26 protein-coding genes and 1 tRNA gene are annotated in these 26,894 nt (G+C 73.0%); 17 read left to right on the top strand and 10 right to left on the bottom strand.

What is annotated here, in order from left to right; all coding sequences use genetic code 11:
* Positions 1-117: 117 nt before the first annotated feature.
* Both AC07B0_RS23680 and corA read left to right on the top strand, forming a co-directional pair.
* Positions 118-510 (top strand): TOBE domain-containing protein, encoded by a 393-nt coding sequence (locus tag AC07B0_RS23680; protein WP_356879002.1) that lies wholly within the window; start codon positions 118-120, stop codon positions 508-510.
* A 105-nt stretch (positions 511-615) separates the two neighbouring features.
* The gene (gene corA, locus AC07B0_RS23685; protein ID WP_356879004.1) at positions 616-1,698 is read left to right on the top strand and encodes a magnesium/cobalt transporter CorA; all 1,083 of its coding nucleotides are present in this window, start codon (positions 616-618) and stop codon (positions 1,696-1,698) included.
* Positions 1,699-1,750: 52 nt separating this feature from the next.
* On the opposite strand, the gene AC07B0_RS23690 is transcribed toward corA, so the two are convergent.
* Both AC07B0_RS23690 and sigK read right to left on the bottom strand, forming a co-directional pair.
* Positions 1,751-2,470 carry an anti-sigma factor gene (locus tag AC07B0_RS23690; protein WP_478898871.1) on the bottom strand — a complete coding sequence of 240 codons (720 nt, stop codon included), beginning with the start codon at positions 2,468-2,470 and terminating at the stop codon, positions 1,751-1,753.
* Positions 2,467-3,147, bottom strand: coding sequence for an ECF RNA polymerase sigma factor SigK (sigK, locus tag AC07B0_RS23695; RefSeq protein ID WP_469382814.1), 681 nt, complete (start codon positions 3,145-3,147; stop codon positions 2,467-2,469). Before sigK ends, AC07B0_RS23690 begins: the two co-directional genes overlap by 4 nt.
* Positions 3,148-3,309: 162 nt before the next feature.
* Between sigK and AC07B0_RS23700 the strand changes: the two genes are divergently transcribed.
* The 3 genes from AC07B0_RS23700 to AC07B0_RS23710 all read left to right on the top strand — a co-directional run bounded on the left by AC07B0_RS23700 (position 3,310) and on the right by AC07B0_RS23710 (position 7,116).
* Complete coding sequence (locus tag AC07B0_RS23700; protein WP_356879134.1) at positions 3,310-4,125, top strand: chitosanase; 816 nt, start codon at positions 3,310-3,312, stop codon at positions 4,123-4,125.
* A gap of 193 nt (positions 4,126-4,318) precedes the next feature.
* Complete coding sequence (locus AC07B0_RS23705) at positions 4,319-4,672, top strand: DUF805 domain-containing protein (RefSeq protein ID WP_356879008.1); 354 nt, start codon at positions 4,319-4,321, stop codon at positions 4,670-4,672.
* Between the two features lie 224 nt (positions 4,673-4,896).
* On the top strand, positions 4,897-7,116 hold the full coding sequence (locus tag AC07B0_RS23710; RefSeq protein ID WP_478898872.1) for an NADP-dependent isocitrate dehydrogenase: 2,220 nt from the start codon (positions 4,897-4,899) through the stop codon (positions 7,114-7,116).
* 99 nt (positions 7,117-7,215) lie between these two features.
* Here AC07B0_RS23710 and AC07B0_RS23715 read toward each other — a convergent pair whose 3' ends face one another.
* From AC07B0_RS23715 to AC07B0_RS23725, 3 genes are all read right to left on the bottom strand, one after another.
* On the bottom strand, positions 7,216-8,082 hold the full coding sequence (locus AC07B0_RS23715; protein ID WP_478898962.1) for a formylglycine-generating enzyme family protein: 867 nt from the start codon (positions 8,080-8,082) through the stop codon (positions 7,216-7,218).
* Between the two features lie 83 nt (positions 8,083-8,165).
* Complete coding sequence (locus tag AC07B0_RS23720; RefSeq protein ID WP_478898873.1) at positions 8,166-9,614, bottom strand: sulfatase family protein; 1,449 nt, start codon at positions 9,612-9,614, stop codon at positions 8,166-8,168.
* 215 nt (positions 9,615-9,829) lie between these two features.
* Positions 9,830-10,363, bottom strand: coding sequence for a hypothetical protein (locus AC07B0_RS23725; RefSeq protein ID WP_478863860.1), 534 nt, complete (start codon positions 10,361-10,363; stop codon positions 9,830-9,832).
* 496 nt (positions 10,364-10,859) lie between these two features.
* On the opposite strand from AC07B0_RS23725, the gene AC07B0_RS23730 reads away from it, so the two are divergent.
* Positions 10,860-12,587, top strand: a complete 1,728-nt coding sequence (locus AC07B0_RS23730) for a glycoside hydrolase family 71 protein (protein ID WP_478898874.1) — start codon at positions 10,860-10,862, stop codon at positions 12,585-12,587.
* Positions 12,588-12,603: 16 nt separating this feature from the next.
* Here the strand turns inward: AC07B0_RS23730 and AC07B0_RS23735 are convergent, their stop codons facing one another.
* Both AC07B0_RS23735 and AC07B0_RS23740 read right to left on the bottom strand, forming a co-directional pair.
* A complete protein-coding gene (locus AC07B0_RS23735; protein ID WP_478898875.1) occupies positions 12,604-12,792 on the bottom strand; it encodes a hypothetical protein in 189 nt (62 codons plus the stop codon).
* On the bottom strand, positions 12,783-13,685 hold the full coding sequence (locus tag AC07B0_RS23740) for a hypothetical protein (protein WP_478898876.1): 903 nt from the start codon (positions 13,683-13,685) through the stop codon (positions 12,783-12,785). The genes AC07B0_RS23735 and AC07B0_RS23740 overlap by 10 nt, the downstream gene beginning before the upstream one ends.
* Positions 13,686-13,925: 240 nt before the next feature.
* On the opposite strand from AC07B0_RS23740, the gene AC07B0_RS23745 reads away from it, so the two are divergent.
* Complete coding sequence (locus tag AC07B0_RS23745; protein WP_469382808.1) at positions 13,926-15,074, top strand: aminotransferase class V-fold PLP-dependent enzyme; 1,149 nt, start codon at positions 13,926-13,928, stop codon at positions 15,072-15,074.
* On the opposite strand, the gene cobF is transcribed toward AC07B0_RS23745, so the two are convergent.
* Positions 15,061-15,813, bottom strand: coding sequence for a precorrin-6A synthase (deacetylating) (cobF, locus tag AC07B0_RS23750; RefSeq protein WP_478898877.1), 753 nt, complete (start codon positions 15,811-15,813; stop codon positions 15,061-15,063). The genes AC07B0_RS23745 and cobF overlap by 14 nt on opposite strands.
* Positions 15,814-15,831: 18 nt before the next feature.
* On the opposite strand from cobF, the gene AC07B0_RS23755 reads away from it, so the two are divergent.
* The 4 genes from AC07B0_RS23755 to AC07B0_RS23770 are packed head-to-tail and all read left to right on the top strand — an operon-like array spanning position 15,832 to position 19,236.
* Positions 15,832-16,587 (top strand): (Fe-S)-binding protein, encoded by a 756-nt coding sequence (locus tag AC07B0_RS23755; RefSeq protein ID WP_356879026.1) that lies wholly within the window; start codon positions 15,832-15,834, stop codon positions 16,585-16,587.
* A complete protein-coding gene (locus AC07B0_RS23760; protein WP_478898878.1) occupies positions 16,584-18,194 on the top strand; it encodes a lactate utilization protein B in 1,611 nt (536 codons plus the stop codon). The genes AC07B0_RS23755 and AC07B0_RS23760 overlap by 4 nt, the downstream gene beginning before the upstream one ends.
* Positions 18,191-18,835 (top strand): LutC/YkgG family protein, encoded by a 645-nt coding sequence (locus AC07B0_RS23765; protein ID WP_478898879.1) that lies wholly within the window; start codon positions 18,191-18,193, stop codon positions 18,833-18,835. Before AC07B0_RS23760 ends, AC07B0_RS23765 begins: the two co-directional genes overlap by 4 nt.
* Before the next feature lie 5 nt (positions 18,836-18,840).
* Complete coding sequence (locus AC07B0_RS23770; RefSeq protein ID WP_478898880.1) at positions 18,841-19,236, top strand: VOC family protein; 396 nt, start codon at positions 18,841-18,843, stop codon at positions 19,234-19,236.
* On the opposite strand, the gene AC07B0_RS23775 is transcribed toward AC07B0_RS23770, so the two are convergent.
* A complete protein-coding gene (locus AC07B0_RS23775) occupies positions 19,213-19,692 on the bottom strand; it encodes a DUF309 domain-containing protein (RefSeq protein WP_356879034.1) in 480 nt (159 codons plus the stop codon). The two genes, AC07B0_RS23770 and AC07B0_RS23775, sit on opposite strands and share 24 nt — an antisense overlap.
* 110 nt (positions 19,693-19,802) lie before the next feature.
* On the opposite strand from AC07B0_RS23775, the gene AC07B0_RS23780 reads away from it, so the two are divergent.
* The 6 genes from AC07B0_RS23780 to AC07B0_RS23805 all read left to right on the top strand — a co-directional run bounded on the left by AC07B0_RS23780 (position 19,803) and on the right by AC07B0_RS23805 (position 24,443).
* Positions 19,803-19,876 (top strand) — tRNA-Pro (locus AC07B0_RS23780).
* Positions 19,877-20,111: 235 nt separating this feature from the next.
* Positions 20,112-21,278 (top strand): MAB_1171c family putative transporter, encoded by a 1,167-nt coding sequence (locus AC07B0_RS23785; RefSeq protein WP_478898881.1) that lies wholly within the window; start codon positions 20,112-20,114, stop codon positions 21,276-21,278.
* 324 nt (positions 21,279-21,602) lie between these two features.
* Positions 21,603-22,043: a helix-turn-helix domain-containing protein gene (locus AC07B0_RS23790; RefSeq protein ID WP_356879038.1), complete on the top strand. Its 441-nt coding sequence runs from the start codon at positions 21,603-21,605 to the stop codon at positions 22,041-22,043.
* A gap of 207 nt (positions 22,044-22,250) precedes the next feature.
* Positions 22,251-22,613: an STAS domain-containing protein gene (locus tag AC07B0_RS23795; protein WP_356879040.1), complete on the top strand. Its 363-nt coding sequence runs from the start codon at positions 22,251-22,253 to the stop codon at positions 22,611-22,613.
* 89 nt (positions 22,614-22,702) lie between these two features.
* Positions 22,703-23,161, top strand: a complete 459-nt coding sequence (locus AC07B0_RS23800; protein WP_478863870.1) for an ATP-binding protein — start codon at positions 22,703-22,705, stop codon at positions 23,159-23,161.
* Positions 23,162-23,369: 208 nt separating this feature from the next.
* A complete protein-coding gene (locus AC07B0_RS23805) occupies positions 23,370-24,443 on the top strand; it encodes an enoyl-CoA hydratase/isomerase family protein (protein ID WP_478898882.1) in 1,074 nt (357 codons plus the stop codon).
* A 155-nt stretch (positions 24,444-24,598) separates the two neighbouring features.
* Here AC07B0_RS23805 and AC07B0_RS23810 read toward each other — a convergent pair whose 3' ends face one another.
* Positions 24,599-26,833: an excinuclease ABC subunit UvrA gene (locus AC07B0_RS23810; protein WP_356879138.1), complete on the bottom strand. Its 2,235-nt coding sequence runs from the start codon at positions 26,831-26,833 to the stop codon at positions 24,599-24,601.
* Between the last annotated feature and the right edge of the window lie 61 nt (positions 26,834-26,894).

Genomic DNA, 26,894 nt, shown 5'->3' on the forward strand with positions numbered 1-26,894 from the left:
GCGTTGTCGGACCACGGAGGTACGTCCAGTACGAGCCGTGGCCCTCCGCCTTGAGATGCACCGCACCGGACGCCGCGACCCGGCACACCTTCCCGTCCACGGCACTAGGCTTCCGCCATGCAGTCCTACACGATCGGCCAGGCGGCCCGGCTGCTGGGCGTCAGCGTCGACACCGCCCGGCGGTGGGCCGACGCCGACCGCTTCCCCACCCGTCGCGAAGGATCCCGGCGCATCGTCGACGGGCCGGACCTGGCCGCCTTCTGCGTGGAGGCCGCACGAGAGGACACGGAGGCCGAGGAGGCCCCGTACACCTCGGTGCGCAACTCCTTCCCCGGCATCGTCACCGCCGTACGGCTCGGCGACGTGGAGGCCCAGGTCGAGATCCAGGCGGGCCCGCACCGGATCGTGTCCCTCCTCACACGGGAGGCCGTCGAGGAACTCGGCCTGGAGGTGGGCGCGCGGGCCACCGCCCGGGTGAAGTCGACCGACGTCTTCGTCGACCGCGGCTGACTCCCGCGCCGGCGGGACCGGTGGCGCGGGCGGGGGTGGCCGGGGCGGCGCCGGGGCGGTGGCAGACTGGCCGCTGATCCGCCGAAGGGGAGTACGCCGTTGTCCATGTTCAGCAACCTGCGCCGGGCCGTGCGCCGCGGCTACCGGCGGGCCGTCGACCTCAGCCACCCCGCCCGTTCCCCGCTCGGCAGCGCCGTGGTCAACTGCGTCGTCTACGTGGACGGCATCCGCCAGGACGGCTGCGCGGAGGCCGAAGAGGCCCTGCGCCGGGTCCGCAAGAGCGGCGAGGGCTTCGTCTGGATCGGCCTGCACGAGCCCTCGCAGGAGGAGCTGGCCGGGCTGGCCGCGCTCTTCGGCCTGCACCCGCTCGCCGTCGAGGACGCCGTCAACGCGCACCAGCGGCCCAAGGTGGAGCGCTACGACGACACCCTCTTCGCCGTCTTCAAGACCGTGCGCTACGTCGAGCACGAGGAACTGACCGCGACCAGCGAGGTCGTCGAGACCGGCGAGATGATGGCCTTCGTCGGGGTGGACTTCGTCATCACCATCCGGCACGGCGGCCGCGGCACCCTCGGCCCGGTCCGCGAGGCCCTCGAAACCGAGCCGGAGCAGCTGGCGAAGGGGCCGGCCGCGGTGCTGCACGCCATGGCGGACCACGTCGTCGACGACTACGTGGCCGTGACGGACGCCGTGCAGAGCGACATGGACGCCGTGGAGACGGCCGTGTTCAGCGAGTACGGCGGCCGCGGCGACGCGGGCCGCATCTACCAGCTCAAGCGGGAACTCCTGGAACTGCGGCGGGCGGTCGCCCCGCTCGGCCGGCCGCTCGAACAGCTGGCCACGCAGCCGATACCGGTCATCCCGCCGGAGATCCGCGCGTACTTCCGCGACGTGGCCGACCACCTGACCCGGGCCACCGAGCAGATCGGCGCCTACGACGGCCTCCTGGACTCCATCCTCCAGGCGCACCTCGCGCAGGTGACGGTCGCCCAGAACGAGGACATGCGCAAGATCACCGCCTGGGCGGCGATCGTCGCCGTCCCCACGATGGTCTGCGGCGTCTACGGCATGAACTTCGACCACATGCCCGAACTGCACTGGACGTACGGCTACCCGCTGGTCGTCGGCGTCATGGTGATCGCCTGCTTCGCCATCCACCGCGGCTTCCGCCGCAACGGCTGGCTCTGACGCCGCCGGCCCGGCCGCCCGCCCCCGCCCGGCGGTCGGGGGCGGGACGTCTTCAGCGGCCCAGGGCCAGCAGCATCAGCGGGGGGCTCGTCGGCTGCTCCGAGCCGCCCGCCGGCTCCAGCGTGAGGCCGACCGCCGTCGCCCGGCCCACGGGGCCCGTCAGCACGGCGGCGCCGTCCGCGCGGAGCAGCCCGGCCGGGCGCATCACGGACCCGTCGGCGAACCACAGCTGGTAGGTCCGGCCCGGCGGAGCGGCGGGCAGCCCGGAACCGAGGAAGGCCGCCCGGTCGTGCGACGCGGACACCACCACCTTCCCCGTCATGGCAGATCCCGGGCGGGTGGAGACCGTACGGGCGTCCGGCGCGGCCAGCACCTCCGTCAGGTGCTGGAGGGCGCTCGCGGTCCGCTGCGCCTGCCGGTGTTCGCGCAGCGCCGTACCGCCGAGGACCACCGACCCCGCCAGGCAGGCCGCGAGGGCCAGCGGCAGCGCCCGGCGGCGCAGGGCCACGATGCCCCGCCGCGCCGGCGGCAGCTGGCGGACCCCGTCGATCCGGGCGAGGACCGCCGCCCGCATCCCGGGCGGGACGGGCAGGGCCACCGCCGAACCCAGCCGGGCCGCGGTCGCCGCGAACTCCCGTACGTCCTGGGTGCACAGGGCGCACCGCTCCAAGTGCCTCTCGAAGGCGTCCCGTTCGCCGTGGTCGAGGGCGTCCAGGGCGTAGGCGCCGGAGAGCGCGTGCAGCTGTTCGGCGTGCGTGCCGGTCCGGCTCATGCGGTGACCCCCATGCAGTCGCGCAGCCGGATCAGCCCGTCGCGCAGCCGCGTCTTGACGGTGGGCAGCGGGGTGTTCAGCGTCTCGGCGACCTCACGGTAGGTCAGCCCGCCGTAGTAGGCGAGGCTGACGGCCTGGCGCTGGAGTTCGGTCAGGCCGCGCACGCAGCGGCGTACCTGTTCGCCTTCCAGCCGGGTTTCCACCTGCTCGCTCACCTCGTCGTACGGGCGGGCGTGCTCGCGCGACGCCGTGTTGCGCTCGCGGGCGGTCGCGGCCTGGGCCGAGCGGACCCGGTCCACGGCGCGGCGGTGCGCGATCGTCAGCACCCAGGTCATCACCGCGCCCTTGTCCGGGCGGTAGCGCGGGGCCTGCCGCCAGACCTCGATCAGGACCTCCTGGGCCACCTCCTCGGACTGCGCCCGGTCCCGGAGGACCTTGACGACGATGCCGAGGACCGGGCCCGCTATCGCGCCGTACAGGGTGGCGAAGGCGTCCTGGTCGCCGCGGGCGACGCGCTCCATCAGGGCCGGGAGCTCGGGCGCGGACCGTTCCCGCGGGGCGCCGAAGGGGATGGACTGCCTCACGCGCACCCCCTCCGCCCGTGCCGTGCGGGGCGCGGTCGCGGCGGTCGCGTACGGGTCATGGCGGTCCTCCGGGAGGGTGGCGGCGGCGGTCATGGAGGAGTTCGGAGCCGGGGGCGGGTGCGGATTGGTTTCTTCCGCGGATGTTTCCCGGGGTGTTCCCGCACCCCCCGATGTCTGGTAGGAAAGTTTCCTAACGGAATCGGGAAGCCTCAACCACCGTACGGAGGCCTTGTGTTCACCCCTCACCGCAAGACGATGACGATCGGCGCCCTGCTCGGCGCGGCCCTGCTCGCGGCTCCGGCCGCGGCGCACGCCACCGCCGCCCCGGCGCCCGCCCCCGTGACGGCCGCCCCGGCCGCCGCCACCGGACTCGACGACCCGGCGAAGAAGGACATCGCCATGCGGATCGTCTCCAGCGCGGAGAACTCCTCGCTGGACTGGAAGGCGCAGTACAAGTACATCGAGGACATAGGCGACGGCCGCGGCTACACCGCCGGGATCATCGGCTTCTGTTCCGGCACCGGCGACATGCTCGACCTCGTCGAGCACTACACGCAGGTCAAGCCGGGGAACGTGCTCGCCAGGTACCTGCCCGCCCTGCGCGAGGTCGACGGCAGCGACTCGCACGCCGGCCTCGACCCCGACTTCACCGGGGACTGGGCCAAGGCCGCCCAGGACGCCGAGTTCAAGAAGGCCCAGGACCGCGAACGCGACCGGGTCTACTTCAACCCCTCCGTCAAGCAGGGCAAGGCCGACGGCGTGGGCACCCTCGGCCAGTTCATCTACTACGACGCCATCGTCATGCACGGTGACGGTGGCGACTCCACGAGCTTCCGCAGCATCCGGGGGCGCGCCCTCGCCAAGGCCAAGCCCCCGGCCCAGGGCGGCAACGAGACCGCCTGGCTGAACGCCTTCCTCGACGCCCGCGTGTGGGCGATGAGGCAGGAGGAGGCGCACAGCGACACCAGCCGCGTCGACACCGCCCAGCGGGTCTTCCTGAAGAAGGGCAACCTGAACCTCGACACGCCCCTCGACTGGAAGGTCTACGGCGACTCCTTCCACATCGGCTGACCCGCCACTGTCGCCCCGGGGCGCCCCCTCCCCGCCCTGGCGCCGACGGGCCGCCCAACTCCCTTTGAAACCAAGGGTGGTGGCCATTTCTGATGCTCGGAAATGGCTTGGGAACGCCGCTGTGAGGGCATAACTCCGGCCCGGCCCCCTTTCCGGTGGGCGGGGCCGTCGATGCCGTCCTTAGGGGGGACTCGTGAACTACTACGTCGATGTCATCAAGCGCTACGCGGACTTCAACGGCCGATCGCGCCGCCAGGAATACTGGATGTTCGTCCTGTGCACCATCCCCGTCGTCGTCGTCCTCATGGTCGTGGACTTCCTCCTGGGGAGCTACCCGGTCCTCACCTGGATCTACAGCCTGGCCGTCTTCCTCCCGACGCTCGGCCTGAGCGTCCGGCGCCTCCACGACACCGGCAAGTCCGGATGGTGGTACCTGATCAGCCTGATCCCGTTCGTCGGATGGATCTGGATGATCGTCCTCATGGCCACCGAGGGCGACGCCGGCCCGAACCAGTACGGCGCGAGCCCCAAGGCGATCCACGCCTGAACCGCCGCGCCGCCCGGCGCCGCCGCCGACCGCCCGCGGTCGACGGCGGCGCCTTCGTCGTTCCCGCCCCGGTTCCCCCGTCCTTCCCGCCCCCTGCGCGCGAGGGTGACACGCGTCTCGCCCCACTTGGGGCAGGGGGCTGTCCAGACCGGCCCGATCACGAGATATCTTGATGTCGAGCAATGTTGCAGACGAGAGACGCAGACTGTGGAGCGGAGCATCCGGTGACTGACTCGACCATCATCTACACGCACACTGACGAGGCCCCGGCCCTCGCGACGTATTCCTTCCTGCCTGTGATCCAGGCTTACGCGTCGACGGCCGGTGTGAATGTCGAGACCCGTGACATCTCCCTGGCCGGTCGGATCATCGCCAGCTTCCCCGAGCACCTCGAGGAGAGCCAGCGGATCGCCGACGCCCTCGCCGAGCTCGGCGAACTGGCGAAGACCCCCGAAGCCAACATCATCAAGCTTCCCAACATCTCGGCCTCGATCCCGCAGCTGAAGGCCGCGGTCGCCGAGCTCCAGGGCCAGGGCTACGCGCTCCCGGACTACCCGGACGACCCGAAGACCGACGAGGAGCGGGAGATCCGCGCCCGCTACGACAAGGTCAAGGGCAGCGCCGTCAACCCGGTCCTGCGCGAGGGCAACTCCGACCGCCGCGCCCCCGCCTCGGTGAAGAACTACGCCAAGGCGCACCCGCACCGCATGGGTGCCTGGACCTCCGAGTCGAAGACGAACGTCGCCACCATGGGCGAGAACGACTTCCGCTCCACCGAGAAGTCCGCCGTGATCTCCGAGGCCGGCACGCTCCTCATCGAGCACGTCGCCGCCGACGGCACCACCACCGTGCTGCGCGAGTCCGTACCGGTCCTCGCCGGTGAGGTCGTGGACGCGTCCGTCCTGCACGTCGACGCCCTGCGCACCTTCCTGAACGACCAGATCGAGCGGGCCAAGGCCGAGGGCGTCCTGTTCTCCGTGCACCTCAAGGCCACGATGATGAAGGTCTCCGACCCGATCATCTTCGGTCACGTGGTCCGCGCCTTCTTCCCGAAGACCTTCGCGCGCTACGGCGAGACCCTCGCCGCCGCCGGCCTGTCCCCGAACGACGGCCTCGGCACCATCCTCAACGGCCTGGCCGCGCTGCCCGAGGGCGACGCGATCAAGGCCTCCTTCGACGCCGAGATCGCCGAGGGCCCCGCCCTCGCCATGGTCGACTCCGACAAGGGCATCACCAACCTGCACGTCCCGTCCGACGTCATCGTCGACGCCTCGATGCCGGCCATGATCCGCACCTCCGGCCACATGTGGGGCCCGGACGGCGCCGAGGCCGACACCCTCGCGGTCCTCCCGGACAGCAGCTACGCCGGCGTCTACCAGGTCGTCGTCGACGACTGCCGCGCGCACGGCGCGTACGACCCGTCCACGATGGGCTCGGTGCCGAACGTCGGCCTCATGGCCCAGAAGGCCGAGGAGTACGGCAGCCACGACAAGACCTTCGAGATCGCCGACGCGGGCACCGTCCGCCTCGTCGACGCCGCGGGCACCACGGTCCTGGAGCAGGAGGTCGCCAAGGGCGACATCTTCCGCGCCTGCCAGACCAAGGACGCGCCGATCCAGGACTGGGTCAAGCTCGCCGTCACCCGCGCCCGCGCCACCGGCGTCCCGGCCGTCTTCTGGCTGGACGAGGGCCGCGCGCACGACGCGCAGCTGATCGCCAAGGTCAAGACGTACCTCGCCGACCACGACACCGACGGTCTCACCATCGAGATCCTGTCCCCGGTAGAGGCCACCGCGTACTCCCTGGAGCGCATCCGCCGCGGCGAGGACACCATCTCGGTGACCGGCAACGTGCTGCGCGACTACCTGACCGACCTCTTCCCGATCCTGGAGCTGGGCACCAGCGCCAAGATGCTGTCGGTCGTCCCGCTGATGAACGGCGGCGGCCTCTTCGAGACCGGCGCCGGCGGCTCCGCCCCGAAGCACGTGCAGCAGCTCGTCAAGGAGAACTACCTGCGCTGGGACTCGCTCGGCGAGTTCCTCGCGCTGGCCGTCTCCTTCGAGCACCTCGCGACCACCACCGGCAACGCCCGCGCCCAGGTGCTGGCCGACACCCTGGACCGCGCCACCGGCACCTTCCTCAACGAGGACAAGTCGCCGAGCCGCAAGCTGGGCGGCATCGACAACCGCGGCAGCCACTTCTACCTCGCCCTGTACTGGGCGCAGGAGCTGGCCAAGCAGACCGACGACGCCGAGCTGGCCGCCGCCTTCGGCGCCCTCGCCAAGACGCTGGCCGAGCAGGAGCAGACCATCGTCTCCGAGCTCATCGCCGTCCAGGGCTCCCCGGCCGACATCGGCGGGTACTTCCAGCCCGACGCGGCCAAGGCCTCGGCGGTCATGCGCCCGTCCGAGACCCTGAACCAGGCGCTCGCGATCCTGGGCTGAACCCCGGATCCCGGGTCACCCAGGGACGCGTGAACGCGGATCCGCCCCGGCCGGCACCACGCCCGGCCGGGGCGGACCCGTACCCGCACCCGCTCCGGATCAGGACGGGGCGGCCTCCCCGGCCACCCTGAAGCCGATGTTGCCCGCGGAGCTGTCCGGGGTGTTGCGGGTGCGGGCCGCGACGCGGTAGCGGTTGCAGTACGAGTCGTGGCACATGTGCGAGCCGCCCCGCATCGCCCGCTCCGGGCCCGCCGGCGCGAACCGGTCGGCGCACCACTCCCAGACGTTGCCCACCGTGTTGTAGAGCCCGTACCCGTTGGGCCGGAACGAGGTGGCGGGAGCCGTGCCCGCGTACCCGTCGGCGCGGGTGTTGTGCCGGGGGAAGTCACCGTTCCAGATGTTGCACATGTACCGCCCGTCCGGGCGGAGTTCGTCCCCCCACGGGTACCGGCGCTGCTCCAGGCCGCCGCGCGCCGCGTACTCCCACTCGGTCTCCGTGGGCAGCCGGGTCCCGGACCAGGCGCAGTACGCCTGGGCGTCGTTCCAGGACACGTGGACCACGGGATGGTTCTGGCGGGCCGCGAACGAGGAGCCGGGCCCTTCGGGCCGGCGCCAGTCGGCGCCGGAGACCGCCCGCCACCAGGGCGTTCCCGCCACGGCCGGTGAGAGCGCCGCGAGTTCGGCGTCCAGGAAGCCGGCGAAGACGAAGCTGAAGCCGAAGGACTCCGCCTCGGTGACGTGACCGGTGGCCTTCACGAACGAGGCGAACTGCGCGTTGGTGACGGTGGTCGGGGCGATGCGGAACGCCGCGACCACCGCCTCCCGGACCGGCCCCTCGCCGTCCGCCGGGAACCCGTCCGGGTCCTCGGTCCCCATCAGGAAGCGGCCGCCCGGGAGTTCGAGGAGACCGCGCGCGGCCCGGCCCGCCGCCGGGTGCGCCGCCGGCTCCCGCCGTGGCGGCGCCAGGGTGAGGGCGGCGGGTTCGCGGGCGGGGGTGCAGCAGGGCTTCGGTGGCACGGTTGTCTCCTGGGTGGGGGTCGGTACGGGGATCAGCCGGCGCGGTCGGCGGCCAGCCGGGCCGCGAGCGCCGGTATGCCGAGGGCCCGTTCCTGCTGCGGGGTGGCCTGGTGGAGCAGGTTCCGCAGCTGGTGGGGGTCGGCTGCCAGGTCGTAGTACTCGCGGAAGGTGACCTGTCCGGTGCCGGAGACCGCCCCCGTCGCGTCGGTGTGCAGGTCGTAGTACTCCGTGTACTGCTTGTCCTTGGCCACGTACGAGGCCCAGGTGTGCGGCCCGGTGCCGCCCGCGCCCTGCTTCCACCACTGGACCAGGAGGTGGTCGCGGGAGGCCGTGCCCAGCAGGGACCGGCCGTCCTGTCCGGCGGGCCGGGCGATCCCGGCCGCGTCGAGGATGGTGGGCGCGATGTCGATGTTGGCGACGATCCGGCCGTCGGTGGTTCCCGAACCGAGGCCGCCGGCCGGCCAGGACAGGTAGAAGGGCACCTCGTGGGCGGGGGAGTAGGGCACGGACTTCTTCAGCCAGCCGTGGTCGGCCCAGGTGTAGCCGTTGTCCCCGGTGAAGATGACCAGCGTGTTCTCCAGCTGCCCGGTCGCCGCCAGCCGGTCGCGGATCGCCTGCACGGTGTCGTCCACCGACAGCAGGCTGCGCAGCTGGCGGGTGCGCAGCTCCCGCGCGTCGTCGAGGGTGGCCGTGGCGTCACGGATGTACGGGGGCTTGTCGGAGCGGTCGGCCTCCGGGACGGAGGGGCGGCCGTTCCAGGCGGGCACGGGGGTCTCGGCGTACTTGGGGGCCGGGACGTTCGGCGCGTGGGAGGCGTACGGGGTCACGTACGCGAACCACGGGCGGGTGTCGGTGGCCGCCTTGTCGAGGAAGGCGAGGGTCTTCTTCCTGATGATGTTGGTGGTGTAGCCGTCGATCCGCCGCACGGTGCCGTCGACGTTCCAGCGGGCGTCGTTGTAACCGGGCTGGAGCAGCGCCCACTCCTCGAAGTGCGGCGGATTGTCTTCCAGCGCCCAGGAGTTGAGGTACTTGCCGAACAGGCCGGTGCGGTAGCCGGCCTGTGCGAGGTGGCGCTGCACGGTCGTGGACTGGTCGAGGCTGTGCGAGGCGGCGTTGTTGCGGACGCCGTGGTGGTGGGCGTGCTTCCCGGAGAACACGGACGAACGCGAGGGCGCGCACAGCGGGGTCGCGGAGTGCCCGTGGGTGAAGGTGACGCCCTGGCCGCCGAGCCAGGCGATGGTCTGGGGGAGGGCCCACTCGGTGTGCTTGGGGTGGTCGTCGGTGACGATCAGCAGGACGTTGGGCCGGGCGGCGGCCGTCCCGGAGCCGGCCGGGGCCGCCTGCGCGAGGGCGGCCGGGCCGGCGGCGGAGGCGGCCACGGCGGCCGCCCCGGCGAGGAAGCCGCGCCGTCCGACCGCGCGGGCGCGGGGCGGGCTGACGCGGGGCGTGCCGGACCGGGGCGTGCTGGGGTGCTCGCTCACGAAGGGTCTCCTGTACGTGCGGGGCAAGGTGACGTACGTACGGGGGCTCACGGCCGGCCGTGGCCGCCGAAACCCGCAGGTCAGACCCTAGGATCCGGGGCCGCTCCACTCAATGGACCCGGTATGTCAGTGCCGTGGCAGTGCTGTGGCGGCCGTGTGCCGCGCGTGTGCCGGGCATGTGACGCGTGTGCCGGGCGGGTGGGTGCGCGCGGCAGTCAGAGCCGGTGCACCCGGCCCTGGCCGACGGCCAGGGGGTGGCGTCCGGCGGCCAGGACCCGTAGTCCGGGCGCGACGGCGAGGAGCCCGCGCAGCCACTCCAGGGCCCGCGGGCCCAGCCGGTCGCAGTCGTCGAGCACGAGGAGCATGTCCCGTTCCGCGAGCCACGAGGCGGCGTTCGCCGTCCCGCAGGGCAGGAAGGGCATGCCGGGCAGGCAGCCGAGCGCGTCCACCAGTTCGCGGACGCTTCCGTCGGGCCCGGCGGTGACGACGGCGGTTCCGTCGCAGAAGTTCGACGAGAGCCGGCGTGCGACGTCCCGGACCAGCAGGCTCCGCGGTTCGCGGAACCGGCCGGTGACGGTGAGCACCCGGCCCCGTCGTACGGCGGTGAGCAGGACGGACAGCTCGGTGGACGTGGCCGGCAGTGTTCCGGCGGATCCGGCCCGGCCGGACGGTGTGGATTCCCCCATCGGCACGATGCCCCCCATTGCATGCGTGACCAGGTGCGGCCACAGGGATGCTTCGAGCCGCATGACGACGATTATGCGCCAATTCCAACGCATGACCAGGGGAATGTCGCATTCCGTACAGGCCCGTGCGGACCGGTACCCGCCGCCCCGCCGAGGGCGCCTCGGGGCGGGCGGGCCGCGCTGACGGGCCCGGTCCGTACGTGCCCCCGGTCGGCCGGATGGCGGAGTGCGCGTAGACGACGGACGCGGCGGTGCCGGGCGCCGCGCGGGGGCGGCCCCGGCGGGGGCCGGACCTCCGCGAAGCCGCACGCCGGACCGCGGTGCAAAGCGTTGCGGATGCGTGCGCGCGACCCCGGGCACGCGCCGCCGCTCCGGTGCGCCAAGGCCGCGGCGGCCGGGGAGGCGTGAGCCCCGGCAAAGCGGTCGGCGTAGTTCCCGTGGTCCCGGTGACGTACGTGCCGGGCCCGGGCTCGCGGCGAACGGTTGTCCGGGCGCCGGGAATCGGCTCTACTGCTGTGCAGCCCCGTCGGCGGGGCATATTCCAGGGAGGGGCCCCACGATGAGAGCGGACCGGCGAGCGGACCGGCGCACGGACGGGCGGGCGCGGCCCTTAGGGCACCGGCGGCGCCGCGGCCGGCGCGGGCTCAAGGCCCTGCTGGCCCTCCTGCTGTCCGCCTTCTTCCTCGTCGGCGTCTGCGCCGCCACCGGCATCGCCTGGGACCCCTTCGCGGCCGGCGCCGCGCGGCAGCGCTCGGCGCCCGACATCAACGTGCCCTGGTCCACCGGGCCCGGCGGCCCCGCCACCCCCGACGCCTCCGCCACGCCGGCGCCCGGACCGAGCGCGACCCCGGGGGACGGCGGCGACGGGCCCGAGGCCTCCGGTACCGGCGGGGGACAGGCCGGCAGGGGCGAAGCGCGCCCCGCCGGCGCCCTCCCCTTCGACCTGCCGCAGCCCGCGGCCCTGCGCTCGGGCGACGCGGGCCGCAAGCTGGTGTTCGCCCACTACTTCACCCCGTACCCGCTGTCCCTGGACAACGCGAGCGCCGACGGCGACTACTACACGCGCAACTACCTGAACCCGGACGGCGAGAGCGGCAAGCACGAGCGCTACGGCGGCCTGCTGCGCGACCGCCCGCTGCCCGTCCAGCCCAAGGAGGGCAACTGGGAGCTGGCCAACCTCCGCCAGGAGGTGCGCACCGCCCGCGACGCCGGCATCGACGGTTTCACCCTTGACATGCTCTCCCTCACCGGAAAGAACTGGGAACGGTCCAACCTCCTGATGGAGGCGGCCCGTTCGGTCGACCCCGGCTTCAAGATCATGCTGATGCCGGACATGACCTCGCTGAAGACCGACGACCCCGCCGTCCTCGCCGACGCCGTCGCCGCCCTCGGCAAGGCCCCCGCCGCGCACCGCCTCGCCGACGGCCGGCTGGTCGTCTCCCCCTTCAAGGCCGAGGCCAAGGACGCGGCCTGGTGGACCCGGGTCATCGACACCCTCCGCTCGAAGCACGGCATCCGCACCGCCTTCGTCCCCCTCTTCCTCGACTTCGGCGCGCACAACGGCGAGTTCGCCCCGATCAGCTACGGCTTCTCCGAGTGGGGCAGCCGCTCGTACGTCGGCCAGGAGAGCTCCACCCGCGACGTCGCGCGGGCCCACGACATGGGCAAGATCTGGATGCAGCCGGTCTCGGTGCAGGACGCCCGCCCCAACCAGGGCGTCTACGACGAGGCCGGCAACACCGCGACGCTCCGCTCCACCTGGACGCACGCCATCGACGACGGCGCCGACTGGGTGCAGCTGACCACCTGGAACGACTACTCGGAGGGCAGCCAGTTCGCGCCCTCCCTGCACAACGGGCACACCTACCTGGACCTGACCTCGTACTACCTGACCCGGTTCAAGACCGGCGACTGGCCGAAGATCGTCCGGGACACCCTGTACCTGACCTCCCGCACCCAGTTCGCCTCCGCCGACCCGGCCGGCGACCAGTCGCTGGTGATGAACCTGCGCAAGGGCAGCGCCGCCCCCCGGGACACGGTGGAGGTCCTCAGCTTCCTGAAGGAGGCGGCGACGGTCCGTACGGCCGTGGGCCCCGCCAAGGGCGAGCACCGGGCACCGGCCGGCCTCCACGCCGAGCTGCTCCCGCTGAAGCCGGGCACCAGCTCGGCGGAGGTGACCCGCGGCGGCAAGGCCGTCACGGAGGTGGAACTGCCGTACCCGGTGGAACACGACGTGCAGGTCCAGGACCTCCAGTACTACGCGGCGACCAGCGGGCGCGGCGCGTAGGGCACGGCTCCCGTGGTCAGTCGCGGGCCACGGTCACCAGCAGCGCGACGACGGCGAGCAGGAAGGTCATCGCGCCGACGGCCCCGGCGAGCGGCGCGCACCAGGCCGGCCGGCGCAGCAGCAGGGTCAGCGCGGCGGCCCCCACCGCGGCCGTGGCGACGACGAGGAGCAGCGCCACGAGGAGGGGCAGGAGCCTCACGGGCACGGCCGCCGCGCCTCCGGAGCGGAGGCGGCCGCAGCGGAGTACCGCAGGCCCAGCCGCTTCAGCTTGCGCCGGACCCGTTCCCCGTACGCCTCGGGAAGCCCGGCCGCGGTCGCGGTAAGGGCCCAGGGCTCCCCGTCGCGCGCCCATGACCGGGCGAGGCGCTCCTCCGGTTCCCGCAGCCGCCGCAGCACGGGGGCGATCCGGGGATCGCCGAACTCGTCCGCCAGGGCGAGCTCTTCCGGCAGGCCGGGAGCGACGAGGAGATCGGCGAGAACGAGGCCTTCGCCGACGGGAGTGCTCAGCAGGGCCGTGCGCCGGCCGCGGCTCTTGCGCTCCCACAGGGGCCGCAGGTGCACGTGCTCGGTCGCGACGTGCCGGCGCAGCAGGCCGAGCAGTGCGGGGGAGTCGGCCGTGCCGTCGCCCAGTACGTGGACCCACTCGCCGAGCAGGGCCATCTCCACGGCTTCCCGCCAGTCCGTGGGCCGGTGCAGGCGCAGCCAGGCTCCGCTGAACGCGTCCACCGTCAGCGGGTCGCCCTCGATGGCGGCGTTGCGGGCCGTCAGCGCCGCCGCGAGGGCGGAACGGTCCGGCCAGGTCGGCAGGGTCCGGATCCGCTCGGCCAGCTCCAGCAGGATTCCGGCGACGCAGTGCGCGACGGTCCGCCGGCAGTGCGCGCACGCGGCGGCCTCCGGGTTCCCGTCCAGCAGGGCGGCCACCGCCTCGATCTCCCCGAGGGCCTCGGCCATCGCCCGGCCGAACGCCTCCCCCTGCGTCTGGTGCCAGAAGTGGAAGAGGGCGAAGGTGTGGGCGCTCGTCGGACGGCCGGCGGGTACGGGGCGGACGGGGACGGGGAGGCACTGGAGGGAGCGGGCGGCCGACTGCAGCGTGATCATGCGTGCTCCTTCACGGGCGGAGGTTCGCTCTTACCTTCCAGGCCCGGCAGGAGGGGGAAACGGCAGAACGCCCGCGCATGATTCGTGTGATCCGGGTCACGTAGTCCCGTGTCGCCCGGCGGGTGGGGGAGGTCCGCGCAGGCCACTTCGGCGGGATTGGCCTTTCGCGGGCGGGGCGGCGGACTGCATGATCCGGATGCCGCGCACGCCGTGCGCCCCGCACCCCGACCGGAGGTACCCGTGACCGAGCCGTCCGCCCCGCCCGCCTTCCCCGGTGGCCCGGAACTCTTCCGGCTGGACCCCGCCGTCGCCCACCTCAACCACGGCTCGTACGGGGCGGTCCCGGTCCCCGTGCAGGAAGCCCAGGAGGCCCTGCGGGCCGAGGCGCACGCCGACCCCGACGCCTTCTTCGCCTCCGTCCCGGACCGCCTCGACGCCGCCCGGGCCCGGATCGCGGCACACCTCGGGGCGGACCCCGACGGCATCGCCTTCGTCTCCAACGCCACCGAGGGCGCCAACCTCGCGCTCGACGCCGTCCCCCTCGCCGACGGCGACGAGATCCTGGTGACCGATCACGGCTACGGCACCGTCGTCGCGGCCGCCGCCCGCCGCGCCCCCGTCACCACCGTCGCCCTGGACCCGTTCCTCCCCGACGAGGACGCCGTCCGCGAAGCCGTACTGGCCGCCGTCACGCCCCGCACGAAGGTGGCCCTGCTCGACCACGTCAGCTCACCGACCGCCCGCCTCATCGCCGGCCCCCGGCTCCTCGCCGACCTCGCGGCCCGCGGGATCACCACCGTCGTCGACGGCGCCCACACCCCGGGCACGCTGGCCCGGCCGATCGCCGCCGGCGCCGACTTCTGGTTCGGGAACCTCCACAAATGGGGCTACGCCCCCTCCGGCAGCGCGATCCTCGCCGTCGCCCCCGCCCACCGGGCCCGGATCCGCGCCCACACCCCGTCCTGGGAGGACCACCGCGGCTTCCCGCTCTCCGTGGAGTACCGGGCCACCGCCGACTACACCGGCTGGCTCGCCGCCCCCGAGGGCCTCGACCTCATCGAACGCCTCGGCGCGGCGCGGGTCCGCGCCCACAACCAGGCCCTGGCCGCCTACGGAGCCGCCCTCCTCGCCGAGGTCCCCGGACTCACCCCGCTCCCGTACACCGAGGGCCTCCCGCTGCGCGCCCTGCTGCTGCCGCCCGGGACCGCCGAGACCCAGGACGCGGCCCGGGCGATGCGCGAGGAACTCGCCGCGAAGCTCCGTACCCGGGTCCTGGTCTGGCCCCGGGCCGGCGGCGGAGGCCTCCGTGTCTGCGGGCAGGTCTACAACCGCGCCGAGGAGTACGAGCGCCTCGCCGCGGCCCTGCCCGCCTTCCTCAGGGGCGCCTGAGCAGGTAGGTGTCCATGATCCAGCCCTTGCGGGCCCGCGCCTCGGTCCGCAGCTCCTCGACCCGGCCGGCCACCTCGGCCAGCTTCCCCGAGACCAGGATCTCGTCCGGGGTGCCCACGTAGGCACCCCAGTAGATGTAGAGGTCCTGGTCGAGGTGGGCCGTGAAGGCGTGCCGGGCGTCCAGCATCACCACCACGTCGTCCACGTCCTGCGGCCAGCCCTCTGCGAGCCGGCGCCCCGTGGTGATCTGCACCGGCCGGCCGACCCGGTTCAGGTTGGTCCGGTGCCGGGCCAGGAGCGCGGACACGCTGCTGATGCCGGGCACCACCTCGTGCTCGAAGGCCACCCGCCCGTGCTCCAGCACCTCGTCGAGGATCGCGAGGGTCGAGTCGTACAGCGAGGGGTCGCCCCACACGAGGAACGCGCCCGTCTCGCCCTCCGCCAGGTCCTCGGCGATGAACCGCTCGAAGATCTCGGCCCGCGCACTGCGCCAGCCGTCCACGGTGGGGGTGTATGCGGCGGGGGTGCGGTCGCGGTCCGGATCGCGGCCCTCCACCAGCCGGTGTCCCGGCCGGGCGTGCGCGTCGAGCATCGCCCGCCGCAGCCCCGTCAGGTCCGACTTCTCCTCCCCCTTCTCCAGGATGAGGAACGCGTCCGCCGCGCCGATCGCCCGTACCGCCTGGAGGGTCAGGTGGTCCGGGTCGCCCGCGCCGATACCGATCACAGAGAACTTCTTCACCGGGCTATTCTGCCCGTCATGCGTGCCGCCCTGTTCGTCACCTGCGTCAACGACGCGCTGTACCCCCGGACCGGCATCGCCGTCGTCCGTCTCCTGGAGCGCCTCGGCGTCGAGGTGGACTTCCCCGCGGCCCAGAGCTGCTGCGGCCAGCCGCAGTACAACACCGGCTACCGGCGCGAGAGCGAACCGCTCGTGCGCCGCACCGCCGAGGCCTTCGCCGGCCACGAGTACGTGGTCACCCCCTCCGGATCCTGCGCCGCGATGATCCGCGCGCACTACCCGCGCATCGGCCGCGAGGCGGCCCGGGAAGGGCGCGGGGGCCGGCTGGAGGAACTCGCCGCGGACCTCGTACCGCGCGTGTACGAGCTCACCGAATTCCTGGTCGACGTCCTCGGCGTCACCGACGTCGGCGCCTGCTTCCCGCACACCGTCACCTACCACCCCTCCTGCCATGGCCTGCGGGCCCTCGGCCTCGGCGACCGCCCCCGACGGCTGCTGGCCGCCGTCAAGGGCCTGGAACTCGTCGAACTGCCCGGCGCGCAGGAGTGCTGCGGCTTCGGCGGGACCTTCGCCCTCAAGAACGCGGACGTCTCGGCCGCCATCGCCGCCGACAAGATCCGCAACGCCCGGGCCACGGGCGCCGAGGTGCTCTGCGGCGCCGACAACTCCTGCCTCGCCCACCTCGACGGCACCCTGCGCCGTGCCGGAGCCCCGCTGCGCACCCTGCACCTGGCCGAGATCCTGGCCTCGACCGAGGAGGAACCGCTGCGATGACCCGCCCCCCGGCCACCGACCTCGGCATGCCCGCCTTCCCGGCCCGTTCCGCCTCCCCGGACACGCCCGCCGGCCCTGCCTCCCCGTCCGTCCCCGACTTCCCCTCCTTCCCCGACGCGGCCCGCGAGGCCGTACGGGACGAGGTGCTGCGCGGCAACCTCCGGCACGCCACCCACACGATCCGCGACAAACGTGCCCGCGCCGTCGCCGAACTCCCCGACTGGGACCGGCTGCGCGCCGCCGGCAAGGCGGTCAAGGACCACACCCTGCGCCACCTCGACCACTACCTGCTGCAATTGGAGGCCGCCGTCACCGCCGCCGGCGGCACCGTCCACTGGGCGGTGGACGCCGACGAGGCGAACCGCATCGTGACCGGCCTCGTCCTCGCCGCCGGCGGCGACGACGGAGACGACGACCCCGGCGGCGACGCCACGGGAAGGCGCGAGGTCGTCAAGGTCAAGTCCATGGCCACCCAGGAGATCGGCCTCAACGAGGCCCTGGAGGCCGCCGGGATCGCCGCCTACGAGACCGACCTCGCCGAACTCATCGTCCAGCTCGGCCACGACCGGCCCTCGCACATCCTGGTCCCCGCCATCCACCGCAACCGGGGCGAGATCCGCGACATCTTCCGCACCGAGATGGGCCGTTGGGGCCGCCCGGCGCCGCAGGACCTCGGCGACGACCCGCGCGAGCTCGCGGAAGCCGCCCGACTGCACCTGCGCGAGAAGTTCCTGCGCGCCAAGGTCGCCGTCTCCGGCGCCAACTTCATGGTCGCCGAGACCGGGACGATGGTCGTCCTCGAATCCGAGGGCAACGGCCGCATGTGCCTGACCCTCCCCGAGACCCTGATCACCGTCGCCGGCATCGAGAAGGTCGTCCCCACCTTCCGCGACCTGGAGATCTTCCTCCAGACCCTGCCGCGCTCCTCCACCGCCGAACGCATGAACCCGTACACGACCATGTGGACCGGACTGGGGCCGTCGAAGGGGGCCGACGGTGACGGCCCCTCCGCCTTCCACCTCGTCCTCCTCGACAACGGCCGCACCGACACCCTCGCCGACGAGACCGGCCGCCAGGCCCTGCGCTGCATCCGCTGCTCCGCCTGCCTCAACGTCTGCCCGGTCTACGAACGCGCCGGCGGCCACGCCTACGGCTCCGTCTACCCCGGCCCGATCGGCGCCATCCTCAGCCCCCAACTGCGCGGCACCGGCAGCGAGATCGACGCCAGCCTGCCCTACGCCTCCACCCTGTGCGGCGCCTGCTACGAGGTCTGCCCCGTCGCCATCGACATCCCCGAGGTCCTCGTCCACCTCCGCGAACGCGTCGCCCAGGGCGGCCCGGTCACCCGCGACGGCGTCCGCGTACGGATCCGGCCCGTACGCGGCCACACCGCCGAACGGGCCGCCCTGCGCGCCGCCCGGCTGCTCCTCGACCGCCCCGGCGCCCTGCGCGCGGGGGAGCGGCTGCTGTCCCGGGCCCGCCGGCTGCGCCCGCGCCGCCTGCCCGGACCCGGCCGGGCCTGGACCGACACCCGTGACCTGCCCGACGTACCGGCGGAGTCCTTCCGCGACTGGTGGACCCGAGAACGGGAGAACCCGCAGCCGTGAGCAGCAAGGACCGCATCCTCGCCCGCATCCGCCGGGCCACCGCCCCACCGGCCGGCGGACCGGACGGACCGGACGGCCCGGGCATCCCGCGGGACTACCTCCGCGTCCACGGGGCCCGCACCCCCGCCGAGAACGTCGACCTGCTGGCCGCCCACCTCACCGAGTACCGGGCGAAGGTCCACCGCACCGACGAGGACGGCCTCCCCCTGCTCCTGGCGCGGCTGCTGTCCCGGCACGAGAGCGTCCTCGTACCGCCCGCCCTGCCCCCGCACTGGCTCTCCGCCGCCGGTCCCACCCGGATCCCCGACCGCGCCGCGTCCACCCCGCGCGAACTGGACCGCGCCGGGGGCGTGGTCACAGGCTGCGCCCTCGCCATCGCCGAGACGGGCACCATCGTCCTCGACGGCGGACCCGACCAGGGCCGGCGCCGCATCACCCTGATCCCCGACCACCACGTCTGCGTGGTCCGCGTCCCCGGCCAGGTCGTGGACTCCGTCCCGCAGGCCCTGGAACTCCTCGACCCCGCCCGCCCGCTGACCTGGATCTCCGGACCCTCCGCCACCAGCGACATCGAACTCGACCGGGTCGAGGGCGTCCACGGCCCCCGCACCCTGGACGTCGTCCTCCTCGGCGCACAATAGGGCCCATGCCCTCCCACATCGCCCTCACCGCCCTCGTGGTCCACGACTACGACGAGGCCATCGACTTCTACACCCGCGCCCTCGGCTTCGACCTGGCCGAGGACACCGCCCGCCCCGACGGCTCCCGCTGGGTCGTGGTCCGCCCGCCCGGCGCCGTCGAGAGCGCCCTCCTGCTCGCTCGCGCCAAGGACGACGCACAGCGCTCCCGCGTCGGTGACCAGACCGGCGGCCGCGTCGGCTTCTTCCTCCACACCGACGACTTCGCGCGCGACCACGCCCGGATGACCGCCGAGGGCGTCCGCTTCCTGGAGGAGCCGCGGCACGAGGCGTACGGCTCCGTCGCCGTGTTCGAGGACCTCTACGGCAACCGCTGGGACCTACTGCAGCCCGCCGCCGCGTAGCCGCGGAGCCTCCCGGGAGGCGTCCACGACGGCCCCGCCGTCCACCCGGTGGGCCAGTTCCCCGGCCCACCGGACCAGCCCCGGCAGGTCCATCCCGTACGCCTCCCGCACCCCGTCGAGCGAAGCCGCGCCCCGCCGCAGCAGCCGGGCCCCGCCGACCGCGTTCCCCCGGGCCGCGTGCGTCAGACCCACCGCCAGCTGCGCCATCGCCCGCCACAGCGGGGCCGCCGCCTCGGGGCCCGACTTCCAGGCGTCCTCGAACACCTCGTGCGCGTGGAAGGGCATCCCGGCGTCCAGCAGCCGCTGCGCCTCGGTCACCGTCCCGGCGGGGGAGCGGACCACGCCCTCCGGCTGCCGCTCCACCCCGGCCGCTCCGTAGGGCAGCGGCCGCCCCAGTCCGTCCCTCGGCCGCGCACTGCGCGCCCGGCCCTCGCCGTCCCGGTCCCGTACGTTCACCCGGCCATCCTCTCCCTCGCCGATTACCCGTGCACACTCACCCCTCAGCGTGGGGTAATGTTCTGCATGTGCCCGCCGCGAGGGGGAAAACCCCAGGTGGAAGGCATGAACGGGACGTGGCGCAGCTTGGTAGCGCACTTGACTGGGGGTCAAGGGGTCGCAGGTTCAAATCCTGTCGTCCCGACTCGAAAGAGTCGCAGATCAGGGTCCGTTTCAGAGAAATCTGAAACGGGCCTTCGGTCGTTTCAGGGGTCGGTGCGCCGGGGCGGTGTGCCGGTCGCGTGTCCGGGGTGGGCGCCCGGTGGCGGGGCGTTCAGAGTCGGCGGGTACGGTTCCGCTTGAACGCGGCGCGTCGGCCACTGGCCGATAAGGCCGGTTGGACCGTTCGCGGCCCCCGCGGCACCCAGGAAAGCATCACCGTGAACACCATCAGAACCGTCTGCTTCGTCATAGCCGCGCTCTCGTCGTACGCCGCGCTCGTCTACCGGCTCTGCCAGGGGCGGCGGAGCCGGCGGGACGGCGAGTACCGCACCCTGATCGCGACGCTGGTGTTCCAGTGCCTCACCTTCACCATGGGCGCCGTCGCCATGCGGAGCGAAAGCCTCCTGGGCGTGCACAACCTCGCCATCCTGCTCATGCACCTGTCGGGGGTCGCCCTCTGCGTCAGCGCGCAGGTCATCTTCCTGCGCTGGGCGGCCGTCGGCGCGGAGGCGGCCCGCAAGACGCGCTTCTGGGTGCTCACCGGCTTCGGCCTCGACGCGCTGCTGACGGCCCTTTTCTTCCTCGCCGACGGTCCGCGCCGGTGCGCGACGGAGTTCGACGGCAGCGGTGACCCGCTGCTCCTCGTGTACCTCCTGGCCTTCATCGCCTCCCAGGCGGTTCCGTGCGTCACCATGGTCCGTCAGTTCGGCCCCTACGCCCGGATGACCGACAACGCTTCGCTGCGGCACGGTCTGCGCATGCTGTCCGTCGCGGCGGTGATCCTGCTGGTCTACGGCGCGGTCCGGACGGTCAACGTCCTCACCCTCGCGGCCGGAGCCGACACCGGGGCGTGGCGGGAGGCCGTCGCCTCCGTCATCAACACGCTGGGCATCGTCGCCCTCTCCCTGAGCCTGACCATGTCCTGCTGGAGCCCGTGGACGACGAGGTGCGTCGAGTGGACCCGGTCCTACCGGTCCTACCGGGCCCTGTACCCGCTGTGGCGGGACCTGTACGAGTCCTCCCCGGACATCGCCCTGGAGCCGCCCGGGACCTCGGTCCGTGACCTCGACTACCGGCTCCACCGGCGGGTCGTCGAAATACGGGACGGGTGGCGGGACTTGCGCCCCTACATCGAACGCGGCACGGGCGGGGCGCCGGCCGTGGCCGGCGACGGCGGTGGGCCGGCGGGCGAGGAGTTCCGGCAGGCGTTCACCGAGGCGGCGCAGATCAAACAGGCCCTGCGCGCCAAACGCGCGGGGACCATCCCCCGTGACAACAAGGACGCCGGGGACTTCGACGACCGCGACACGAACAACTTCAGTGCGGAAGTAGCCTGGCTCACGCAAGTCGCGGCCGCCTACAGTAAGCTCCGCAAGGCGAGTTGAGAACTCCCGCCCGGTTTGCATCCCCCGTCAAACCGGGCGGGCATCTCCCGTTCCCCCCGCTTCCCCCGTTCCCCCCGCCGATGTCCTGTCGGGCCGGACGGGTGGCTCCCGTCCCGTGCCTTCCGGTACCGCGCCCCCCCGAGGGCTTGGGTGCCCTCGGAACGCGACCGGACGACCAACCAGATGACCCCCGTGCATCCAGTTAGCTGACAGCTATCGGCGAGGCCAACGTTGACGGAGTTCACGACAATTGTCAACTGACCGCTAATCTGTGAAACTCCGGGATAGCCAACGGCTATCCCGTGGAGTGGGGGGAGCTTCACCATGACCGCGACCGACGACCGGCCCCTGCTCGCAGTGCGCCTCGACGACCTGTTCCGGACCGTCCGGCCCAAGGGCAGGCACTGGACCAACGCCGAGGTGGCGGAGGAACTGAAACGGGCCGATCCCGGCCTCAAGGTGGGGGGCGTGTACCTGTCCCAGCTGCGGACGGGCAAGCGGGCCAACCCCTCGCCCGACCTGCTGGCGGCCCTGGCCCGCTTCTTCGGCGTCTCGGTCGCCTACTTCTTCGACGACGAGGTCGCCGAGTCGGTGCGCGGCGAGCTCGCCGTCGTCGAGGCCCTCAGGCAGTCGGGGGTGCGGGCCGTGGCGATGCGGGCGGCGGGTATGCGCAAGGACAACCTCAAGGCCATCACGGCCCTCATGGACCAGTACCGGCTGATGCAGGGCCTGCCCCCGGTGACGGAGCCGTCCGGCTCCGAATGAGGGGTGTGCGCGGAGCCGCCCGGCCGGGCCTGCGGGTGCGGGTGCGCCATCGGGCCGGGCGGACCGGTACGGTCGCGGTGAGGAGCGGTGGCTTCCGGATCACCCGCGCAGGGGGTTTCCGGGCCGCACGGAGCGCTGCCACCGCGCGCATATCCCGCCGTGACGCGGGCATGCGCAGCAACAGCAGGACGAAAAGGGTGATGCCGGATGGTGCTGGGAACGGACAAGGAACGCTTCACCGTCGCGGTAGGGGCGGTGGAGGGAGCGGTCCTCCTCACACTCGCCGGGGAGCTGGACCACGACACGGCCCCGCCCCTGCGTGACGCCCTCGACACCGCGGCCGCCCGGGGCGGGCGGCTCCTGGTCGACATGTCGGGGCTGGACTTCTGCGACTCCACCGGACTGAACGCCCTGCTGCACAGCCGGATCACCGTCCAGGAGGCCGGCGGCACCCTGGAGCTGGCCGGACTGACCGGACCGGTCGCGCGGATGTTCCGCATCACCGGCGCGGACGGGGTCTTCCCGGTCCACGCCGACGTGGAACAGGCGCTGCGCCGGCCCTCGGTATGACGGTGCGGCCGCCGCGGGCGGCACCGGTCCACGGACGGTACGGACGGTACGAGCGGGCGGGCACGGAAGAGGGAAGGGGTCGGAGAACCATGGAGCAGCGAGCGCCGACGGACCGGAACTGGCTCCTGGTCCTCGACGGGCTCCCCGACCCGGTCTCCCGCAGCCGCGATTTCACCCGTCGCGCCCTCACCGCCTGGCACTGGCTGCCCGCCGACCGGGAGGCCGTGCGGGACGCCGCCGACGACGTCCTGCTGCTGGTCTCGGAGGTGGTGGCCAACGCCTGTCTGCACGGCGGCGGCCCCGGCGCCCTGGTCCTGGACTGCACGGACGACCGGCTGCGGATCGAGGTGACGGACGCGAACCCGCGCCCTCCGGCGACCGCCGCCGGCGGTCCGGCCGAGCCGGGCCGCCCCGGCGGGCACGGGCTGTTCATAGTGGAGCGGCTCGCCCGCGCCTGGGGCTCGCGCCCGGGGGCGTCCGGCAAGTGCGTCTGGCTGGAGGTGCCCAGTCCCCCGGGAGTCCTCGGCGCACCGCGCCGGGTGTCTTAGAGGCCGGGTGTCCTAGAGAGTGTCGTCGCCGGGTGTCTCGGAGAGTGTCGTCAAGGGGCGTTCCCCGGCCAGTCCGGGGGTGGTTTCCGGGCCGGTTCCTGGGGTGACGGTGGAGGTTCGGTAGGTCCGTACCAGGGCGCGGGGGCAGACCTGACGACCGCGTCTTAACGATCTTGCGCATGGGGACAGAAGCTCCATACTGACCGGTGTGAAGACCGAACACGACTCCGTTCTGATCGAGATCCACGGCCACACGGGGGTGATCACCCTCAACCGCCCGGAGGCCCTCAACGCCCTCACGCACGCCATGGTGCTGACCGTGACGGCGGCCCTCGCGGCCTGGGAGCGCGACCCCGCCGTGCGGCAGGTGCTGGTCCGCGGCGCGGGCGAGCGGGGTCTGTGCGCGGGCGGCGACATCCGGGCGATCCACGCCGACGCGAAGAGCGGCGGCACCGCCTCGCTGGACTTCTGGCGCGACGAGTACCGGCTCAACGCCCGCATCGCCCGCTACCCCAAACCGTACGTGGCGCTCATGGACGGCATCGTCATGGGCGGCGGCGTCGGCATCTCGGCCCACGGCAGCGTCCGCGTCGTCACCGAACGCTCCCGCGTCGCGATGCCCGAAACCGGCATCGGCTTCGTCCCCGACGTCGGCGGCACCCACCTCCTGTCGCGGGCTCCCGGCGAACTCGGCACCCACCTCGCCCTCACCGGCCTGGCCGTCGGCGCCGCCGACGCCCTGCTGTGCGGGCTCGCCGACCTCTACGTCCCCTCCGACCACCTCGCCGAGCTCACCCACGCGCTCGCCTGCTCCCCGGCGGAGGAGGTCCTGGCCCCGTACGCGGGTGCTTCCGTTCCCGGCGGCGAACTGGCCGCCGAGCGGGAGTGGATCGACCGATGTTACGCCGCCGGCACCGTCGAGGAGATCCACTCCCGGCTGCTGGGCAACGGCCTCGCCGCCGCCCGCGAGGCCTCCTCGGTGCTGCGCACCAAGTCCCCCACCGCCCTCAAGGTCACCCTGGCCGCGCTGCGCCGGGCCCGCGAGCTGGGCTCGCTGGAGGAGGTGCTGGAACAGGAGTACCGGGTGTCCGCCGCCGCGCTGTCCACCCCGGACCTGGTCGAGGGCATCCGCGCCCAGGTCATCGACAAGGACCGGCTGCCCCGCTGGTCCCCGGCCGCGCTCGCGCAGGTCCGGGACGCGGAGGTGGAGCGCTTCTTCGCCCCGCCCCGCGACCGCGCCGGAGCCCTGACCTTCCCGCGGGGCGGCGTCAGCCCCGGGTGATCCGGGTCGCGAGGCCGTTCAGCCGGGGCCTCCTTCGGCGAGGCGTGGATGCCGGTCGTCTTCGCCACCCTCGCCGACGCCGCCCCCTGCGTGTGCATCGGCATGCGGGCCGCCCCCGAACCGGCTGACGGCCCGCACACACGGACGCTCGGACGCTACGCGCCGACGTACTCCCGCAGGTGACGGGCCGTCAAAGTGTCGCCCTCGGCGGCCAGTCGCGCCGGGGTGCCCTCGAAGACCACCCGGCCCCCGTCGTGCCCCCCGCCCGGGCCGATGTCGATCAGCCAGTCGGCGTGGGCCATCACCGCCTGGTGGTGCTCGATGACGATCACCGAGTTCCCCTGGTCCACGAGCCGGTCGAGCAGGGCGAGCAGCTTGTCCACGTCGGCCAGGTGCAGCCCCGTCGTCGGCTCGTCGAGGATGTACGTCGAGGACTTCTCCGCCATGCTGATGGCCAGCTTGAGCCGCTGGCGCTCACCGCCCGAGAGGGTGCTGAGCGGCTGCCCGAGCCGTACGTACCCCAGCCCCACGTCCACCAGCCGGCCCAGGATCGCCCGCGCCTGCCCGGTGGTGAAGAACCCGTGCGCCTCCGCCACCGGCATGTCGAGGACCTCGCTGATGTTCTTCCCGTTCAACCGGTACGTGAGCACCTCCGGCGTGAACCGGCGCCCCTCGCACTCCTCGCAGACCGAGGCCACCGCGGCCATCATCGCCAGGTCCGTGTAGACCAGCCCCAGGCCGTTGCACTTCGGGCAGGCACCCTCCGAATTGGCGCTGAACAGCGCGGCCTTGACCCCGTTGGCCTTGGCGAAGGCCGTCCGGACCGGACCCAGCAGCCCCGTGTACGTGGCCGGGTTGGAGCGCCGCGAGCCGCGGATCGGCGACTGGTCGGCCACCACCACCCCGTCCCGCCCCGCCAGGTACCCGTGGATCAGCGAACTCTTCCCGGAGCCCGCCACCCCCGTCACCACGGCCAGCACCCCGAGGGGCACGTCCACGCTGACGTCCTTCAGGTTGTGCAGGTTCGCGTCCTTCACCGACAGGTGCCCGCGCGGAGTGCGCACCGTCTCGCGCAGCCGGGCCCGGTGGCCCAGGTGGCGGCCGGTGAGGGTGTCCGAGGTGCGCAGCCCGGCGACGTCCCCGCTGTAGCAGAGCCGGCCGCCCGCGGTGCCCGCGCCCGGACCGAGGTCCACGACGTGGTCGGCGATCGCGATGACCTCCGGCTTGTGCTCGACGACCAGCACCGTGTTGCCCTTGTCGCGCAGCCGCAGCAGCAGGTCGTTCATCCGCCGGATGTCGTGCGGGTGCAGGCCGGTGCTCGGCTCGTCGAAGACGTACGTGATGTCCGTCAGCGAGGAACCGAGGTGGCGCACCATCTTGACCCGCTGCGCCTCGCCGCCCGACAGCGTGCCGGACGGCCGGTCCAGGCTCAGGTAGCCCAGGCCGATCTCGATGAGGGAGTGCAGCAGTTCGCGCAGGCTCGCCAGCATCGGGGCCACGCCCGGGTCGTCAATGCGGGCGATGACCCCGGCGAGGTCGCTGATCTGCATCGCGGAGCACTCCGCGATGTTCAGCCCGTCGATGCGCGAGGACAGCGCGGCCGCCGACAGCCGGGTGCCGCCGCAGTCGGGGCAGTCCGTGAAGACCACCGCGCGGTCCACGAAGGCCCGGATGTGGGCCTGCATCGACTCGCGGTCCTTGGCCAGGACGGTCCGGCCGAGCTTCGTGATCAGCCCCTCGTAGGTGAAGTTGTTCGACCCGACCTTCACCTTCACCGCCGGCTTGTGCAGGAAGTCCGCCCACTCCTGCTCGGTGAAGTCCTTGAGCTTGGTGTCGGGGGAGTAGAAGCCCGAGTTGGCCATGATCTGCCAGTACCAGGAGTCGACCGCGAAGCCGGGGACGGTGATCGCGCCCTCGTTGAGGGAGAGTTCGCGGTCGACGAGCTGGTCCACGTCGACGTCGGAGACCTGGCCGATCCCCTCGCAGCGCGGGCACATGCCGTCCGGGGTGTTGAAGCTGAAGGCGGACGAGGTGCCGACGTGCGGTACGCCCAGGCGTGAGAAGACGATCCGCAGCATCGTGGACGCGTCGGTGGCGGTGCCCACGGTGGAGCGGGATCCCGTTCCCATCCGCTCCTGGTCGACCACGATGGCCGCGCTCAGGTTGTGCAGGCCGTCCACGTCGGGGCGGGCCGGACTGGCCATGAAGGACTGGATGAAGGCGGTGTACGTCTCGTTGATCATGCGCTGCGACTCGGCGGCGATGGTGCCGAAGACGAGCGAGGACTTGCCGGACCCGGACACGCCGGTGAAGACGGTCAGCCGGCGCTTGGGGATGTCCAGGGAGATGTCCGCGAGGTTGTTCTCCCGCGCTCCGCGGACCTGGATCACCTGATGGCCGTCCGCGGCGTAGGGCTGATTCACGCCTGCTCCTCCCGGTCGTGGCCGGTCA

The sequence above is a fragment of the Streptomyces sp. NPDC044704 genome, assembly GCF_056433525.1.

Coding starts and splice junctions, on each gene's coding strand:
- AC07B0_RS23725 (WP_478863860.1), bottom strand. CDS start 10,363: ATGCGGCTCGAAGCATCCCTGTGGCCGCACCTGGTCACGCATGCAATG.
- corA (WP_356879004.1), top strand. CDS start 616: ATGTTCAGCAACCTGCGCCGGGCCGTGCGCCGCGGCTACCGGCGGGCC.
- AC07B0_RS23680 (WP_356879002.1), top strand. CDS start 118: ATGCAGTCCTACACGATCGGCCAGGCGGCCCGGCTGCTGGGCGTCAGC.
- AC07B0_RS23755 (WP_356879026.1), top strand. CDS start 15,832: ATGCGTGCCGCCCTGTTCGTCACCTGCGTCAACGACGCGCTGTACCCC.
- AC07B0_RS23795 (WP_356879040.1), top strand. CDS start 22,251: ATGGTGCTGGGAACGGACAAGGAACGCTTCACCGTCGCGGTAGGGGCG.
- AC07B0_RS23760 (WP_478898878.1), top strand. CDS start 16,584: ATGACCCGCCCCCCGGCCACCGACCTCGGCATGCCCGCCTTCCCGGCC.
- sigK (WP_469382814.1), bottom strand. CDS start 3,147: ATGACCGCCGCCGCCACCCTCCCGGAGGACCGCCATGACCCGTACGCG.
- AC07B0_RS23790 (WP_356879038.1), top strand. CDS start 21,603: ATGACCGCGACCGACGACCGGCCCCTGCTCGCAGTGCGCCTCGACGAC.
- AC07B0_RS23730 (WP_478898874.1), top strand. CDS start 10,860: ATGAGAGCGGACCGGCGAGCGGACCGGCGCACGGACGGGCGGGCGCGG.
- AC07B0_RS23800 (WP_478863870.1), top strand. CDS start 22,703: ATGGAGCAGCGAGCGCCGACGGACCGGAACTGGCTCCTGGTCCTCGAC.
- AC07B0_RS23690 (WP_478898871.1), bottom strand. CDS start 2,470: ATGAGCCGGACCGGCACGCACGCCGAACAGCTGCACGCGCTCTCCGGC.
- AC07B0_RS23700 (WP_356879134.1), top strand. CDS start 3,310: ATGACGATCGGCGCCCTGCTCGGCGCGGCCCTGCTCGCGGCTCCGGCC.
- AC07B0_RS23740 (WP_478898876.1), bottom strand. CDS start 13,685: ATGATCACGCTGCAGTCGGCCGCCCGCTCCCTCCAGTGCCTCCCCGTC.
- AC07B0_RS23770 (WP_478898880.1), top strand. CDS start 18,841: ATGCCCTCCCACATCGCCCTCACCGCCCTCGTGGTCCACGACTACGAC.